Annotated in this window: 7 protein-coding genes; all 7 read right to left on the reverse strand. The window is 42.8% G+C overall.

All coding sequences use genetic code 11. The features are described from left to right. Positions 1-115: 115 nt before the first annotated feature. The 7 genes from L7E55_RS09140 to L7E55_RS09170 all read right to left on the reverse strand — a co-directional run bounded on the left by L7E55_RS09140 (position 116) and on the right by L7E55_RS09170 (position 13,715). Entirely contained in the window at positions 116-1,474 is a 1,359-nt protein-coding gene (locus tag L7E55_RS09140) for a sigma-54 interaction domain-containing protein (protein ID WP_277443844.1), read from the reverse strand. An 894-nt stretch (positions 1,475-2,368) separates the two neighbouring features. Next, a complete protein-coding gene (locus L7E55_RS09145) occupies positions 2,369-5,155 on the reverse strand; it encodes a DEAD/DEAH box helicase (protein WP_277443845.1) in 2,787 nt (928 codons plus the stop codon). Further along, positions 5,136-5,552, reverse strand: a complete 417-nt coding sequence (locus L7E55_RS09150) for a hypothetical protein (RefSeq protein ID WP_277443846.1) — start codon at positions 5,550-5,552, stop codon at positions 5,136-5,138. The genes L7E55_RS09145 and L7E55_RS09150 overlap by 20 nt, the downstream gene beginning before the upstream one ends. A gap of 98 nt (positions 5,553-5,650) precedes the next feature. Then, positions 5,651-9,631, reverse strand: coding sequence for a hypothetical protein (locus tag L7E55_RS09155; RefSeq protein ID WP_277443847.1), 3,981 nt, complete (start codon positions 9,629-9,631; stop codon positions 5,651-5,653). After that, positions 9,631-10,626: a PglZ domain-containing protein gene (locus L7E55_RS09160; RefSeq protein WP_277443848.1), complete on the reverse strand. Its 996-nt coding sequence runs from the start codon at positions 10,624-10,626 to the stop codon at positions 9,631-9,633. Before L7E55_RS09160 ends, L7E55_RS09155 begins: the two co-directional genes overlap by 1 nt. Next, positions 10,626-13,370, reverse strand: a complete 2,745-nt coding sequence (locus L7E55_RS09165; RefSeq protein ID WP_277443849.1) for a hypothetical protein — start codon at positions 13,368-13,370, stop codon at positions 10,626-10,628. The genes L7E55_RS09160 and L7E55_RS09165 overlap by 1 nt, the downstream gene beginning before the upstream one ends. A 156-nt stretch (positions 13,371-13,526) precedes the next feature. Then, positions 13,527-13,715, reverse strand: coding sequence for a hypothetical protein (locus tag L7E55_RS09170; protein ID WP_277443850.1), 189 nt, complete (start codon positions 13,713-13,715; stop codon positions 13,527-13,529). Positions 13,716-13,794: the final 79 nt, after the last annotated feature.

Here is a 13,794-nt window from a genome sequence, read left to right on the forward strand (position 1 = left end):
AGCTTTTTGTTACGATCTCTATCCTTAGCTTGTAAAACTTAAAAGGGTTGGTCACCTTTAGAGAACCAACCCTGTATTTCATACTATATTAATATCCTTGCTGTCCTTATTTGGGTTAATCACATTTAAACTTTCGCAATTTATTATATAATGTTGTTAAAGAGATACCTAACGCTTGGGCAGCTTCTTTTTTGCCGGCCAAGGAAGGGCCGTACTTTGCGAGTGCACGGCTTATCATCGACCTTTCCAGTTCCTCTAACGAGACAATGGATTCAGGTTTTTGAGAAGGCAGTGGCGACAGGCAAATATCATCCGCCTTGATCCATTCCCCGTCACATAGAGTGCCGGCTTTTTCCAGAACATTTTCCAATTCACGAATATTTCCCGGCCAGCAGTGGTTTGCCAACTTGCCTAAAGCTTCATTTTCCAAACCTTTTATTACCCTACCAACCCGGCAGCTAATTTTAGGCAGCAAGTTCCGCGCTACCAAGGGAATATCGTCAATTCGTTCACGCAGCGGTGGAATCTCTATACTCACTACATTCAACCGGTAATATAAATCTATTCGAAACAAATCCTTTGTAATTAATTCCTCTAAGTTCCGGTTGGTCGCGGCGATCACACGCGTATTTACTTTTATTTCTTTAGTGCCCCCCAAGCGACGGAACTTTCCGCTCTGGAGCACCTGCAGCAGTTTGGCCTGCAGCCGCAAATCCATATCTCCAATCTCATCCAGAAAAATAGTCCCTTGATTAGCTAATTCGAAAGTCCCAATTTTTTGATGACCTGCTCCAGTAAATGAACCTTTTTCATAGCCGAAAAATTCACTTTCCAAGAGACTATCCGGAACGGCCGCGCAATTCACATTAACAAACGGCTGATACCGACGTGTGCTGTTATTATGAATGGCTTCAGCGAACAACTGCTTTCCCGTACCGCTTTCCCCTCGTAAAAGTACGGTGGAGTCTGTCCGTGAAACTCGCTTAGCTATAGTTACGGCTTCTTTAAAACATTGAGTTTGACCAGCTATTGTATTAAAATCATATATTGCCTGTCCAATTTGATTGGACCTATCTGAAGAGATCCGAATGTCTTCCCGGGCTTTAGCTAATTTATCTAACATGTTCATCGCTTCCGGGACTCCACGAAAGAATACAATTGCCCCAACAAACTGGTTGTCAATGTGGATCGGAAAGGCGTTGGAAAGGACTTCAGTTTGAGCTCCCGGTGGCAAATGTTTTTTGCCAAAAACCGGTTGACCAGTCAATATAACCTCTGTTAATGCTCCATACGGGTTCGTTTTTAATATATTTTGACCAATTCTTTTCTGTCCGTCATTTCTACAAATTAAAGTGTATGAATTATTGGCATAGACAATATTGCCTTCGCGATCAGCAAGAAGAATTCCCTCCGGGGAAGAGTCTAAAACTGCGCGCCCCAGTATACCGATACTTTCTACAAGGCTATTAAACAAGAATTTTCACTCCCTGAGTTAATTATTCTCACCATTGTAGTGGCCAGGGCGATATTATAGTCACATTATTGACATTATTTAAACTAATCCGATAATTTTGCAAATTGTCCAGCTTTATAACTCCGATAATGTAAATAGCCACGTAATTTGTTCCATTACTGGCTAACCAAAGTAACTACCGGCAGATGGTTTCATAAACAATCTCATTTAAGCCATTAACCCGGTTTTATTTAATCTTATACATTTAGATGATTAACTATAGTAGTTCGTCATATTACTATGATATGCCTTCTATTTCAAGAAAAAAGTTTTACATAAATTGCAACATAATTTGACAAATGGGAAGGAGCGGGTACTGCTCCCTTATGTCTATTACGTTTGCTGAATACTCAAGTATGTGGAAATAGCGGTTTTCAAGATCGGAGAAAAAGGTATACTGTCTTGGAGTTTTTATACCAATTTCCCGGTGCGATCTGCCGGTTGAAGGTACATCTTGAACAGAAAGCCACGGCTTATAATCTACGCCAATGCCCTGACCACGTCCTTCCTTCAGCCACCTTTCAATTTTCCTTTTTACCGCGTTGACGTTTGGCCATAAAATATGGCACCCCCTGTCTATACTACCATTGTATAACAGAAAGTGCCAAAGGTAAATACATTTATTATTTTAAATATACATCTTTTATTTTAAAACTACTTTTACTATTTTAAATCCACAAAAATCTGTTTGTGTAAAATAATGTTGTACACTAACAGACTCCATCACACAATGATTACTCAACTAAAAAGCAATTAACACAAAAAAATAGTTGTACACTATAATTCTAGCGTTTTATACTTTATTGAAATATATAGTTGTACACTATAAATTATGTTTGACGTTTCCAATTGTATTTAAACCAGCTCTACTAACCCCAGCAATTTGGCCGAAAACATTGCACCTTCTGGCAATGCACCTTTATATTGCAATTCCCTCTGCAACATTGGCGGTATAACTTCGGATATTATGTGTTCTAACCAATCAGCAGTAAAGCCATCCCCAAGGCTAGGTTGCAATTGTTGTAACATCGTCCACGCTTGTTCTATACTTCTGGTTCTTTCCCCTTCCCTATTAACTCCTAAAGGTATTATCAAACGCTGTATTTGCCCCTTAGCCCCTAAAACCTCAATATGCCATACAGTTAAAACTCCAGTATTATTTAGCGATGGGATTTTACCACGCAAAGCTCTGTCTTCTGGTGGAAGGTTTGTGTATGCCTCTAACAATTGCTGTATTAACGGATGCTCCAGCCCTAAAAGCGATAGATTTTCATCTTCAATGGCAATATCTCTTTGGGTAGTAAAACGAACGGATTGCCCATTACCAATATCAGCAATATACGTTTTACCTTTTTCTACTTCTATTAACTTCCCATTTTTATATTGTAAAGCTATGGTGGCAAAATGTATTAATCTGAGCATGCCAGCCCCTTTGTCATCATGGGCTTGATAATCAGAAATATTAAAACCTTCCAAGTCTTGAAAAAGCTCAAAAACAACATTCCTTGCCCTGGCGGCGTTCTCCATAGCCACCTCAATTTCCTGACGGGTACGGCGCAATGCTGGATCGCGGACCGCATCCTGATACAGGCGGTCGTAAGACAGCCGCTCAAACAACTGTCCCAATATCTGACTACGCAAATCTTCTGATACTTGCCCGTTCTCGTCAACTTTACCCAATGTCCTGGCGATCTCTTTTAATTTTTCCTCTAACATTAAATATATTTTGCCTTCAATTGTGTCTGCAGCAACAAAATTATAGACCTGGGCAGTAGACTTCTGACCATAACGGTGAATACGGCCAATCCTTTGCTCCAAATCCATTGGATTCCATGGTAAGTCATGATTAAAAAGAATCCGAGAGAATTGAAGGTTTATACCCTCGCGGCCTGCAGCAGTGCAAATTAACACCCTGGGGCCATCCGGCCGTTTGAACCTTTTCTCCGCCGCTGTCTTGGAACCGTGGTCCCCACCCTTAAGCACTTCCACACCCTGGCCGGGAAAGGTACTCTCGATTGCTCCCTTTATACTGTCTACACTTCCCAAATAGGTGGTAAAGATAACCACTTTCTCACTTTGATTGGCCTGCCATATTTCACCTAACGCTCTGAGCAACTCAATTATTTTTGTTTCAATACCACCCGGGAAACGTTCCAGCAGACTAAAAATACGCCTGCGCTCTTCCGGCAGGGCTAAAGATACAAAATCTGCAGCCGCTTCTTCAGCAGTTCCGGCAGCGATATCACTCGTCCCTTGCAAATCATAATTAAGGATGAATGTTTCAGACTCCTCAATTTTTCGCAATACTCTTAAACGATAATCAGCCAAAATACGTTCTGCTTCGGCCCTCCCAATGGGATCAAAAGGCACATCAAACATATCATGAATCAGCGCGCGGGCTTCAGAAAGGGCGTTATCCCGGCCATCTACATCCATATTCTGATCACAGTGAATTGCTTCATGAATTGTTAACATTAATAGTCGCCGGCGCAGTGTTTTTTTGACTGCGGCAAAACTGGATGCCGCGATTTTTTGAAAAATGGTCATGACAAAACCAAGGGCTCTACCCTTTCCGCCTTGAGTTTCAGCCAAATTATAACCATCCCGCAAGTAATCCTGCAGAGCATTATAGAATTTTAATTCATCATTATTTAAATGAAAAGCTTGTGTATTAACAAGCCTCCGGGCGAAAATGGGACGGCCATCCGCTTTACAGGCATCAGCCTTTGTGCGCCTTATCACCACAGCATTTAAACGGTGACGGCTTTCCACCATTTCCTGCTCATTTTGGAATAGGGTCGGGTCCAATAAACGTACTAGCATCCAAAAACGGAAATGGTCCCCCTGATGTGGAGTAGCCGAAAGCAATAATAAATCCCGGCAATGGTCCCGGATTGCTTCTGATAATTTATAATTCTCGGTTTTTTTAACCCTCCGCCCATTTTTGTAAGCTGAAAGATGGTGCGCCTCATCAAATACCACCAAATCCCAGGGGGGAGCTTCCAGCAAACGCTTAACTCTTGCTGGCCGCTTCAAAGTATCGACCGAGGCAATTAACCGATTATGTTTGGCAAAAGCATTTGATTTTCGGTCCGTGACATCACCTTCGGAACCAAATATTTCAAAATCAAGGTTAAATGTTTCATTTAACTCCCTGGCCCAGTTATTGACTAGCCCCGCCGGCACAATCATTAAAGCCCTTTTCATCTGTCCGCGGGAAGCCAGTTCGCGAAGGATCAAGGCTGTTTCAACAGTTTTTCCGAGACCTACCTCATCGGCAATTAAGTATCTTCGCGGTGATGCCATAGCCAGTCTATGTACTAGCACTACCTGATGGGGAAGTAAATCAACTTTAGCTGAAGTAAGAGTGCTGGCACTCTCCATAAGGGGTAGCTGTTCAGCCTCCCAGGACAGCCATAATAGCTCAAGATTTTTCGGGCTAACTTGGCGCAAACCCGATATTACCCTTTGCTCCCAGGTTAATTGACGACGTAACGTTTCTACAGGAACTTGCCGTAGGCCAACAGACTTAAAAAAAACCGCCGCATAACCACCGGGGCTAAACGCAGTGATTACACCCTCACCAAGATCCGGGTGATAAACTGACTGACCCGGCTTAAAATCAGGAATAACGGCGGACATAAAATCCTCCCCCGATTTCTTTTACAACTTCATTTCGATGCACATTATTATCCTCGACCATGATTATTTGCGCTTCCCTCGCCACACCGTTCCAAAGAGCAAAGGTTACATTCAGTTCATGTCCCCCCCGCAAACGTAAATAGGCGTGTTCGTTGGAATCGATTCGCCATTGCCGCCAATTGCAATTACAGCCGAAAACAATTCCTACATTGTTGCCATAAAAGTCCTGCACCCGTACAATCAATCGTTGAACTCGGTTGCGTAAAAACGTAAAAGCTGCCTCAGAATCCAGCGTCTCTAAAACGGTTTGCAACCCGACAACAAATATAGTTTTACCATCCCCAGATGGGATGGTAGATGGTAGTTTTCCTCCGATCCAGTTAAGGGCCTTATGCAAGGGTATTTGCACTCCATTTTCTAGTAGGGGGCTCAATAATTGGGCATCCCATATTAAACTGCTGCCCGAACGTAACCAGCCATTACCCCTTATCTCTCTCAAGCGTCATACACCTCCCCTTCTTCGCGTAAATCTAAGGCATATTGAACGAATTTTGGTTTAGTAGGCTTAATTAGATTGTTCTTTCTCCAGCCTTGCAATAAACGCCTACCAAGTTCAGACGCCTGCCTGATGTGTAAATGCGGAGACATTTCTGCATACCAACCTAAAATAGCCTCAACAGGAGGTTTATAATTTAGTTTTTCTTCACTCAATTCCTTTTGAATATCTATACCGCTTTTAGGAAAGGCTGCCCCGATAACAAAATGGGCAATGTCGAGATCTAGTTTTATTGAATCCCTACGTTTTCCAGGCCGGGTCAAAAAAGCAAATCTCTGCTCTAACGGTACCACCGATACTTTTTTATTAACCTCCACAACCCAACCCAGTTCTATCAAATCATCTATTGTGACCGTTGTCCCCCTTAACATTTTGTGCACGTCATCCCGGGGTAACGTTTCAGTATTCTGAAATAAGCTTAAAAATAGCCGTGTAACAGGCAGTGCAGATTCCGGAGGCCGCTTGACAAGATCACCGCCAGTGTCATCCAGCAATTGATTTATTCCTAATAACGCATCTTTTATGGAGAGAACCTCACCGCTCCCGGTAAAAACCTGACCGTAATGACGGCTGTAAAATTCTAGGGCTTTCCCTCGTAAAACCACCCTGATATCCGCTTCAGAAATATCCTGGTTGCGATATAATTCAAGGATACGTTGCTGGTTTTTAACTTCTTCTTTAACCCAGCGGCGCATTTTGGCCCAGGATACAGGTGTTGGATCCTCCAAACGCTTGCGGCAAACATGGAGAATGTCATACTCGATTTTGCGCGAGCCAAAGGCACCTCCCTCTCCTTTTGTTTCGTCACTACGGATAGGATAAGTGGCTACTAAAATAAATCCAGCCTCAAATAAACTGCGCAAAACAGCCTCCCACTGCCTGTCGTCATTGTGATGGAAGGTAAAGGCCAACAGTCCACCGGGCTTCAAAACTCTGTTTGCTTCCATCCAGCAGGCTGTAAGAGTATTCTCATAAAATTCCGTCGCAGGTTCCGTGCGATAGAGAGGGTTTGGGTCACCAATGTTAAGCGCATTATCCTGCATATAATCCCTTATATATTGTAGGTGGTCGGCTTTTATAGTCGGCTTCTTTTCCCACTCTTCCCGGTCATCCGGGTGTTCAGCCCTGTTCCTTATTGCTTCAAGAGTTTTTGGTGTAGCCGTGGAACGCCAATATTCAGCTTCCGGTTTGTCCTCATACCATTTCAACATCGGTATTCGTAGCCAGACGTAGAAGAAATCTGCCAAGTCAGCGTAAAATACATTGTCCGAGAAAGGCGGATCAGTTATTACCATGTCAATCATATTATCTTGGCAGAAATTTAAATCAGTAGAAGAAAAACAATATATATCTTCAATACTTTTTAGTATCTCATTTGTAAATAGATGTTTGCTGCTTTTATTATCTGATGCATTACTTATGTAAACATCCCAAGTATTTTGTAGCCAATTTAGTCCATTAATAACATTTTTCTTAATTGAATAATAATTTCCATTACCTAAAGTACCGAAAGGCGCTACTTCAATATTTGTTTGCTTTGGGTAAAAATTATTATTTGCAAATAATTGGTTATTGTGATCTCTTTTAATATTATATGTGCAAAATAAGTTTAAAAAATTTAATGCCTGACTTAAACCCCCAACGACTTGCTGCAAATCTATTAAAGAGTGATCTTTGATTTTTAATATGCTTAACCTTAGAACCAAAGAATGCAATAGTAACTGTCTAGGATTAAACATTGTCCACCAATGTGTATAACCCCAATTGGGAATACCACCATTTAAATGATGCGTCATCCAGGCATATGGAAGCCTCTCCTTTGGCCAATAATCAAACAAATCACCATTTTTACGCTCAGCCCATTCTCTTTCAGCAAAAATTATTCGCCTTAGATCATAATCATCCGGTGCCTTAAAGTAACGCCCGTTGTAATTATAGCCCTCCGCTTCACATGCCGGACAATGGCATTGCAGTGCGTATGTTGCTACCGGTGCTGTCCTGCGGGTGTCTTTTACTATCTCGAGGGCATTTTGGTTGAAATTCGAATCAGCGGCCAGTTCAATTATCTCTTTGTCCTCTTTTTCCCCTGCTATTATTGCCTGTCGCACCAAAGCAAGCCTACCTGATTGCCGCAACTGATCAACCCATTCAGGGGCATAGCCGCCGGCTTTCAATGCTTCAGCCATATCGTTAAGTGAAAGGCTCATTTTCACAGCAGTGAGCAAATCGTTCTCACGCCCGCAGGCTGAATTTTGACAGGTAAACTTGCTTTTACCTGGCACAGTGCCCTGGCGCGTATCCATAACAGTGCCGTCAGGCAGTTCTAAATATCTCGGCAATCCATATTTTTTCCGGTCGGTATCAACATCAGCATCATCAATCTCACCGCTATTTAAATCCTGTTCATGGACATTGCCCTCACCGTCTTCTCCTGCGTACTCCTCTTCATCAAAATAAGCATGCGAATCATCCTCGTCCAGTTTGATGCGGCCGCGCACTTCAATCAGTTCCAAATTTTTCAACCGCTCACGGAACCAGGCTTCCGTTTGTTCCGCCGTGGCTTTGGCAAAACCGCCCAAATCCATCTCATTTAATGTGCCGGGAGACCCTTTAAGCCATTCCGGATGAATGAGCAATGTCATGTATACGGGCTTACGCCCTATCCCCAACGCCTTTTTATCAACATTACCGGACTTGAAGTCATAAACGGGCTCATTGTTGACATAACCTTTTATTTTACCCCGCTGGCGCTCCAGTTCAGTAATTAATTTTTCACCTGAAAAAGTTCCACAAGAAGGACAACACAAGCCTGGTTCATCGCCGGCGGATTCCAACAACCGTAATATTCCGGCCAGTTTTTCACCGGCGTTGCCCTTACTGTAATCTTTTAAACCCCGGGCATACGCTTGAGAAAGCTCCGTAAATTTACCTTCACCCGGCAGTATAACCCTGGGCGCTCCCGGCGCCATCCGGGTTTCACCCAATTCGGCATGAAAAGACGTACCGCAGGAGGGACACTTTAATTCAATGTAACTGGTGGACAACTTTTTTTCCGCTACAACAGGCGAGCGAAAAACGGGTGTACGGTGGCCACAGCCGGTAGCAGGGCAAGGGCCATGTTTGGCCCAAAATGTATAGATAACCTCCGGCCCTTCCCAGCGATAATTATGTCTTTCTTCTGGTGGCAAATCGATAGGATCCACAGATGCTATTTCATTTGTTCGTACATCAATCCAATTGCCCTTATGCCCACGGGGGCAGGTAGTTGTATAAAATGGCTGTATTTGAGGCTTTACTTCAGCCTCAATATGTTCAAAAAGTTTAGCAACCTCTTCCGGGTCTGAACAAGACAGTTCGTTTTTCACTACCAACCATGCTACAGGGTTTAAATCAACCCCGTACATTTGCATGCCCAGGCGGGCTCCTTCAACCAGAGTGGTCCCACCACCCATAAAGTTATCTAAAACTTTAAGATTTTTAAAATTTCCGGCCTTCTGGTGGTTTGCATAGTAATGCTCCCACACTTTTTTCGCAGCTTCGGCAGGATCTTCAGGGGCCTCGGTGGCAGCTGCTATCAAGGTTGATCTAAAAACTGAAGACCGTCTCCGTGCCCACCATTTTGACATTTGATAAATAGGTTTACCAGCGTTACCTTCCAGGGCTGACAAGGCATTAATTGGCGCTATGGGGAAATCCACCTCAAGGCAGGTTTTGGGACGGTCTGGATCAGAAAAATCCGGTACCTTTAGACGAACTGCTTTTCCTAAATTGGGTGGAGCATCTTTTTGAATAATTTTTTTGGTAGTGCTTTTTGTTTCATTAAAGTTTAAGCTGGGACTCTCTAAAATTTTAAGCTGCTCATTATCAACAACTAGTTGTAAATCACCATTTGTTGACTTGCTTTTTCGTCTAGCTGCCATTACATTTCCTCCGGAAATTCAATTAATGGTACCAATACCTCAAAAACTGTTAACCCTCCATGTGTCAGGTGGGGGTAACCTCCCTGTATCTTCCAGCGCCTTTGTCCCAGCACCATATGGTGATTATTTATGGTTGTGGCCAATGCAGGCATAAAACCGACAGGGAACGGAGTATCAGCCACACATGAACGGCTTGCGCCAAAATATTTAATTAAAATGTCTTTAGCTTGTTGTTCAGTTTCTTCGTTGGAAAATAATTTGCAATTAGCATAGCCATGATCTGAAGCAATAACCAGTTTCCTGCCTTTTCGCATTTTATTGACTAACTGCCAAAAGCCTGGACTGGTAAGTTCCTGTTGCACAGCATTCTCTACTTCCTCGGGTTCCCTTTTATAAAGGTGGATTAAGTCGTCAAGCCAACAGTGCCAAATAAATATATCCGGCGAAGGAGGAACGTCTCCTAGACAGTCCTGAAAAGGAGATGTCAATACATCGGTCCGGGTGGTCTTCCCTCCCAAAAGGAAAGAATCTGTAGCACCATTATTAAAAAGGCTCGCTCTGGATGGCATACCTAAAGCTTTGGCAAATTGTTCTGTTTCCGTTGGTAATTCAGCTCCTGTTATTTTTACAGAAACAGGATCCAACCCATTAGCCCTGGCATTTTCAATTAACGGTTTCAATTCCCGCAAAGACAAAGCGTCAAGGATCAGTATAGCCCTGCCACCTACAGAGTTATCTTCCCACCAGCCTTTTAAGGCCTCCGCTGTACTGGTTACACAATCTATAAAATCATGCCATAGATTCCAGGCCGACTCTGCCAGTAACCTATCCAGTTTTACTGTAGCCTGATGCAGCATGGTCGGACTTACTTCCGGGGCTATCTCTAAAAGATAATTGATTATAGCCAGCCAGCAATTCTGGCTATTAGTATCATTTAATAAATTAATCAATAAGTCTTGTTGTTTATTCAATAACTCTTTGTTTATATTACCCATCAATCTTTTCCCTCCGGCATGGTAACTTCCAAAATTGCCCGGGTGGTCGGCGGTAATTTTTGCAACAAGGCTTTTAGTTCTTTGACTGTAAGGCCTTTAAATTCCAGCTTTGCCAGGGATAATTTATCTGCTGTAGCCAATCCCCAGTTTTCAAATTCACCGGAAAGATTTAGGGTTGTTTTTTCCTCACTTCGTTTAACAGTAGGAGGCTTTATCCCCATTGTAGTCCCGGGTGTACCGTTCCTGGGAATTCCAATGGTTCCTCCACATATCGGGCCATCGCCTGGTGGCTCAGGAACTGGAACACCTGGTCCATTAACAGGCGGGACAACTGGGTCTGTAGGAATCGGAGGTGTCGTTGTCGGTGGTTGTGGCGGCGGAATCACGGTATCAGCACCTACTACGTCAGCTGTACCTAATATAATGTCATATAGCTCCTTACCACGTTTGGATGCCTTTGTCCGTAACATCTGCAAAGTTACCTGATCATTTGCATGATCATCTTTCTTGCCCAGCCAGCTACCGCCTACATTAAGATAAATTTTCCCTGATGCAGCCACCCGCAATATCTGCTCATAAATATAGATTTCTCCCAAATAAGGTACAGGCTCAACACCAGGCTTCACCGGTGGTTCCTTTAACTCAGTAAGAAACGCCCCGACTGTCTGGGTATTGGAAGCAGCTTCTCCTACCATAATTTCAAAGTCTTCGAATGCAAACAAATTTTCTCTTATGACTTTTTCCACTTCATTTACAATTTCTGTACCACTCTTTGTTATCTGCTCAAAAGTAAATTTGCAATTTTGGGGGTTTTGAAAGTCCCAACTTTGTAAAACGGCAAAGCGATCATAACGTGAACTGAGGGCTTTAATTAAATCGGTACGGAATTTACTTCCTTCTTTATTGTAATGTGCATCATTATTCCCCCATTGTTTACCCAGTAACGCAGCCCTGGCCTGAATAACTATTTCTTTGTCATCAAATATTGAGGAAGTGCCAACTTTAGGCAAAAGAAAACGTACTACATTCCGCTGTTTCGTTACATGTTTTTTCAGCCAGAGGCCCAGGTCGGAATTAAAATTTTCGGTGACTGCAGGTACTACAAATAAAACCGGTCTGTCCCAGCGCTCTGGTTGGTCATTTTCATCCAGACCCTCCCACGGTGAGGTTAACCAAGAGGGTCCCGGGACAATTACTCTTGCCACAGACTCAGCGGCTACAGGTGTTAATGCATAACGTAATGTACTACGCATGTATTCTTTATCACTACCATCTTCGAATAACTTATCATTTTTTGCCGAGGCCAATAATTTTGCCCTGGCGTTTTCTTCGACTTTAAACCTAAGGCGAGGCTGAACACCTTCCTCCTCATGAATATTGAAGGAGTTCTCTTTTATTTGAGTCAGTTCATCATTAAAAATATTGTCGTCGATTACAGATGACCTTGTAATATCTAAATGCAACTCTTCTCTAATTCCACCAACTTTTATGCCAGGAGAAATGGACCGCATCCATAATGCGCTGATAATTCCTCTGGCGTTCGGGGCCTGTACACCTGCTTGAATGACAGCCTCTAAATTTCGCTGAGCAATTTCTCTTAGCCGGTCTTGCTTTTCATCCGAAATAGCGTCCAGCAAAGACTGGACACCGCAGTCAACATTATCTACTGCAAAGTCTGCCGGTGTAATTATGCAATTACTTTCCGGTGTAGCCTTAAATATCTGTACTAGCACCTTAATCAAATCTCTGGAGCCCTGGGCTGCTTCTGAAAGTAAAATCTGATCTTCTAATAAATCTATTAACTCAGGTGCAAAGGGCCATGATTCCACCACTTCATTATGAATCCGGTCATATTCTGCTGCCGGTAAATGGCTATAGAGCAATCGAAACCGTTCAGCGGCATATACTGCTGTAGCTTGGCGTATTTCATTATCTGGAATATTACGCCGGTTTTCAAAAAGCCTATGCAAAACCAACCGTTTACGATCAGTTTTCGCTGTAACCCCTTTGAAATCAACCAGTGCGGGATTATCACGGTGGACCTGCCTATAGGCATCAGTTTGATTGTTACGAACAGAAATTATAAACCTAAAGATATCAGGGCGGTCCTTTGATAATTCCGAAAGGTTTTGTATGAAATTAAATGTCCAGGTGCGACGTTTACGACCGGTATCACCTGGCTCATCGTTAAGTCCATCAAACCAAGTTTGAAACTCATCAACAATAAGAACTGTTGGTTGTAGAGAAAACATCTCTTCCATTAACGATCTGGCTGGAACAGGCACTCCCGAGGCCTCAAATTTCCCCTGCATTTTTTGCCCAGAAGGATGGCGCTCAAAAAGCAGGTCCCATAGATATTCATATTCATTATTATGAACTGCTTCGGTTATTGGATAAAAACCTGAGGATAATTGTAAGTTTATCAGCTTATCGTTTCTCAGGCGCTGTCCCCAATCTTGTGCCCACGTCTCCACCACATCACGCGAAACGACAGCATGGTGGAGAGCTGCCATGATATGAGATTTACCGCGCCCCCTGTCGCCAATAAGAACAACAGGCTTGCCAGTTCCCGCTTCACTGATAGCAAATAGTGCTTTTTGCAAATCTACAACTGGGTAGGTAATTCTAAAAAAATCCTCACTAGGTAAATCTAATGCGCCGGTACCATCGTCCCTCCGAAAGACAATGGCAGTATCACGCATATGCCCGTTTAAAAATTCCGCCCGCAGTTTCAAATCAAGCATAATTTTTTCCCCCAAAAAGATATTAATCCTTATGTGAAAATCTATAATATCAATTCATAATAATATTATATCCATTTTTATCCGTTTCTTTTAAGCAGAACAGTCAAAATAGCTCACATGAAAATTCTACAAAATCATAAATAAACCTCCAATTATTTACCTGAATTGATTATTAATATTGCTGGTAAAAATTGTGGCAAATAAAAGTAATGAGGAAGCCACAGGACCTGGACCGGTCAAGCCTTCCTCTGTGGTCACCGGTCCAGGACCTATGGGGTTGTGATTGAAAACTCGCTCCAAGGGTCGGGCGGTCGTGCTCTTGCGGCATTCCTTATTTACTGCCATATCATTTTCCCTCCCATCTTTTTTATCGGGCGGGCACCAAGCTGTAAACGGGAGCTCACACGTAAAAAATAAATAACCG

It is taken from the genome of Pelotomaculum isophthalicicum JI, from assembly GCF_029478095.1.
Classification (GTDB): Bacteria; Bacillota; Desulfotomaculia; order Desulfotomaculales; family Pelotomaculaceae; genus Pelotomaculum_D; species Pelotomaculum_D isophthalicicum.